Source organism: Frankia sp. CoBUL1 (assembly GCF_978021245.1).
In genome coordinates, this window is the sequence record NZ_CDXDOS010000038.1 from 17843 (window position 1) to 21312 (window position 3470).

The 3470-nt window shown below is 68.2% G+C and carries 1 protein-coding gene, 1 tRNA gene and 1 pseudogene; 2 read left to right on the forward strand and 1 reads right to left on the reverse strand.

The genetic code is table 11. The annotated features are described in order from the left end of the window. Positions 1–77 precede the first annotated feature (77 nt). Entirely contained in the window at positions 78–2492 is a 2415-nt protein-coding gene (locus AC08OX_RS05605) for a glycoside hydrolase family 65 protein (protein ID WP_476606832.1), read from the forward strand. A 69-nt stretch (positions 2493–2561) separates the two neighbouring features. Further along, positions 2562–2635, forward strand: a tRNA-Gly gene (locus tag AC08OX_RS05610). A 50-nt stretch (positions 2636–2685) separates the two neighbouring features. Here the strand turns inward: AC08OX_RS05610 and AC08OX_RS05615 are convergent. Beyond that, positions 2686–2959 (reverse strand): annotated as a pseudogene (locus AC08OX_RS05615) (maturase); the annotation flags it as partial. Positions 2960–3470 lie beyond the last annotated feature (511 nt).

Sequence of the window (3470 nt, forward strand, 5' to 3'; positions counted from 1 at the left end):
TTGCGCGCCCACGGGGCCGACATCGTGGTGAACGACCTGGCGGATCTGCTCGGCCACGGCTCCGGGCCCGGCCCCGCATGATCGACAAAGCGTCCTATCTGATCGAGCCGTGGTCCATCCAGGAGTCCGGTCTCGACATCTCCGATCTGGGCCGGTCCGAGTCATTGTTCGCCCTGTCCAACGGCCATATCGGGCTCCGGGGAAACCTCGACGAGGGCGATCCGCACGGCCTGCCGGGCACCTACCTGAACTCGGTCCACGAGCTGCGGCCCCTGCCCTATGCCGAGGCCGGCTACGGATATCCCGAGTCCGGCCAGACGGTCATCAACGTCACCAACGGCAAGGTGATCCGTCTACTTGTCGACGACGAGCCGTTTGACATCCGCTATGGCGATCTGCGGTCGCATCAGCGGGCGATCGACTTCCGGGAGGGCGTGCTCCGGCGGGACGCGGAATGGGTCTCGCCGGCGGGGCAGACCATCCGGGTGCACTCCGAGCGGCTGGTGTCGTTCTCGCAGCGTTCCATCGCGGCCGTGTACTACGAGATCGAGCCGGTGGGCGACCCGGCGCGGGTCGTCATCCAGTCGGAGCTGGTGGCCAACGAGCAGCTGCCGGCCTGGCACGGTGACCCGCGGGCCGCGTCCGCGCTGGAGTCGCCGCTGCGATCCGAGCGCCATCGGGCGAGCGGCACGATGGTTGAGCTCGTCCACATCACCCACCGCAGCGAGATCCGTGTCGCCGCGGCCATGGACCACGAGTTCGCCGGGCCGGACTCGCTGGGTGTCTCCTCGGAGAGCGAGCCGGACGCCGGCCGGGTGACGGCCACGGCGGTACTCGCCCCGGGCGAGAAGCTGCGGATGGTCAAGTTCATCGCCTACGGCTGGTCGGAGCAACGGTCCCTGCCGGCCCTCAGAGACCAAGCGGCCGCGGCGCTGGTCGCAGCGCGGCAGACCGGGTGGCCCGGTCTCGTCGCCGAGCAGCGGCAGTACCTGGATGCCTTCTGGAAGCGGGCCGACGTCGAGGTCGACGGCGACCCGGAGGTGCAGCAGGCCGTTCGCTTCGCGCTGTTCCACGTCCTGCAGGCGGGATCGCGGGCCGAGCGGCGGGCGATCCCGGCCAAGGGCCTGACCGGCCCCGGCTACGACGGGCACGCCTTCTGGGACTCCGAGTCGTACGTGCTCCCCGTCCTGACGTACACCGCGCCCGACGCGGCCGCCGACGCGCTGCGCTGGCGGTACGCGACTCTGCCGCTGGCCAGGGAACGAGCCGATCTGCTCAATCTGAAGGGCGCCGTCTTCCCCTGGCGTACCATCCACGGAGAGGAGTGCTCCGGATACTGGCCAGCCGGGACGGCCGCCTTCCACGTCAACGCCGACATCGCCGACGCGGTCGCCCGCTACGTCACCATCACCGGGGACGAGCGGTTCGAGCGCACGGTGGGGCTGGAGATCCTGATCGAGACCGCCCGGCTGTGGCGGTCGCTGGGACATCACGACCTCGACGGCCGCTTCCGGATCGACGGTGTCACGGGCCCGGACGAGTACTCGGCCATCGCCGACAACAACGTCTACACGAACCTGATGGCGCAGCGGAACCTTGTGGCCGCGGCGGACGCCGCCCGCCGCCATCCCGACCGGGCCGCCGAGCTGGGCGTGGACGCCGAGGTCACGGCGTCCTGGCGGGACGCGGCCGAGAACATGTTCATCCCCTACGACCCCCATCTCGGCGTCCATCCGCAGTCCGAGGGATTCACCGAACACCAGGTCTGGGACTTCGCGAACACCGCGCCCGAGCAGTACCCTCTGCTGCTGCACTTCCCGTACTTCGACCTCTACCGCAAGCAGGTCGTCAAGCAGGCGGACCTGGTCCTGGCGATGCAGCGCCGGGGTGACGCCTTCACGATGGACGAGAAGATCCGCAACTTCGCCTACTACGAAGCTCTGACGGTTCGGGACTCGTCACTGTCGGCATGCTCCCAGGCGGTGCTGGCCGCTGAGTGTGGGCACCTGTCGCTCGCCTATGACTATCTGCGCGAAGCCGCCCTGATGGATCTGCATGACATCGAGCACAACACCGGAGATGGGCTGCACATGGCCTCCCTCGCGGGAAGCTGGATCGCCCTCGTCGAGGGCTTCGGTGGGCTGCGTGACGGCGGTGAGGTGATCTCGTTCGCGCCGCGGTTGCCCGAGGGACTGAGCAGGCTGGCCTTCGGGCTCTGTGTCCGTGGGCGGCACCTGCGGGTGGAGGTCTCCGACTCGATGGCTGTCTACACCGTCCCCGTGGGGCCGGCGATGACGTTGCTGCACCACGGCAAGACCGTCCGGGTGGTTCCTGGCCAGCCGGTCAGCATGGAGGTCCCGCCGACGCCCGTCCTGGAACGGCCGAAGCAGCCCCCGGGCCGGGAGTCGCTGCGCTTCCTGCGCCTGCCCGGGACCGGCGGCCGTATCGGTCCTACCGGCCCTAGCGGTTCCGTCAACAGCATCGACGGCTGACTCCGGACGCGCCGGACGGCCCGGGGCCCCACCCGACCTGGTCCGTCCGGTACGATGCGAATGCGCTACGCGGGCGTAGTTCAGAGGCAGAACACGAGCTTCCCAAGCTTGCAACGCGGGTTCGATTCCCGTCGCCCGCTCCACCGGGTAGCCGGTGCTACCCGGCATAACAGGTCGGGTAGCACCGGACCGAGTTCTTCTTCTCGATGTAGGTGCGCCGAACTGGGGTCCATCGGTAACGCTCCGCCCGGAGCGCCATCGATAATGGCCTCGATCTTACCGAGGCTCATGCCATCCACAGTCTCGCCGGTGGCCCCGGCGGTCATAGCCCCCTTGTTGCGGTAGATCTTCCCATAGGCGAGCAGGAACAGGTCCGGATTGAACAGACACCGGTAGACCCTTTCCAACGGCAGCCCTCTCCTGCCGCGTTCACGAATGATCTCCAGCACGGTTGCGGCATCCCGCATCTCGCGTACCTCACCGTCCTTGTCGATCCAAGCACCTGGGTCCCTTCGCCCATGTAGACGGCTCTCCCGTCCTCCGAGGCAGGGCGTGACTCCCGCGACTACTACGGACCCTCCGTAGCCCTAGGGCTCGCGCCCCGTAGGCCATCCCGAATTCCTCATGCGCCAGACGTATCGAGCGTGACGTAGGCGTCCCGGTCCGTCCCCTTGAACGAGCTCGCTGCCCGTCGCCCACCGGCCGGAAGGGTTCAGAGCGACGAAAGTCGGAATCACTCCTATGCCGGCGGCCCCGACGACAGACGCCGTGTCGGGAGGTGTGACGTTTGCACCGCTGGAGACTGGGCTTCAAGCAGTATGGCCTTCGCCGTATCACGCGGGCCTTGCACGGCCGTGCCTTCGGCGCCTTCACGGCACCCCGCGCTTTCCCGCCATGCTCTTGTCCCCTCCCGGTTTCCCGTTCAGGTAAGTGATCATGCCGGCTTGCGCCGGCACCCTGTCCTGATGAGGATGTTGG

Coding starts and splice junctions, on each gene's coding strand:
- AC08OX_RS05605 (WP_476606832.1), top strand. CDS start 78: ATGATCGACAAAGCGTCCTATCTGATCGAGCCGTGGTCCATCCAGGAG.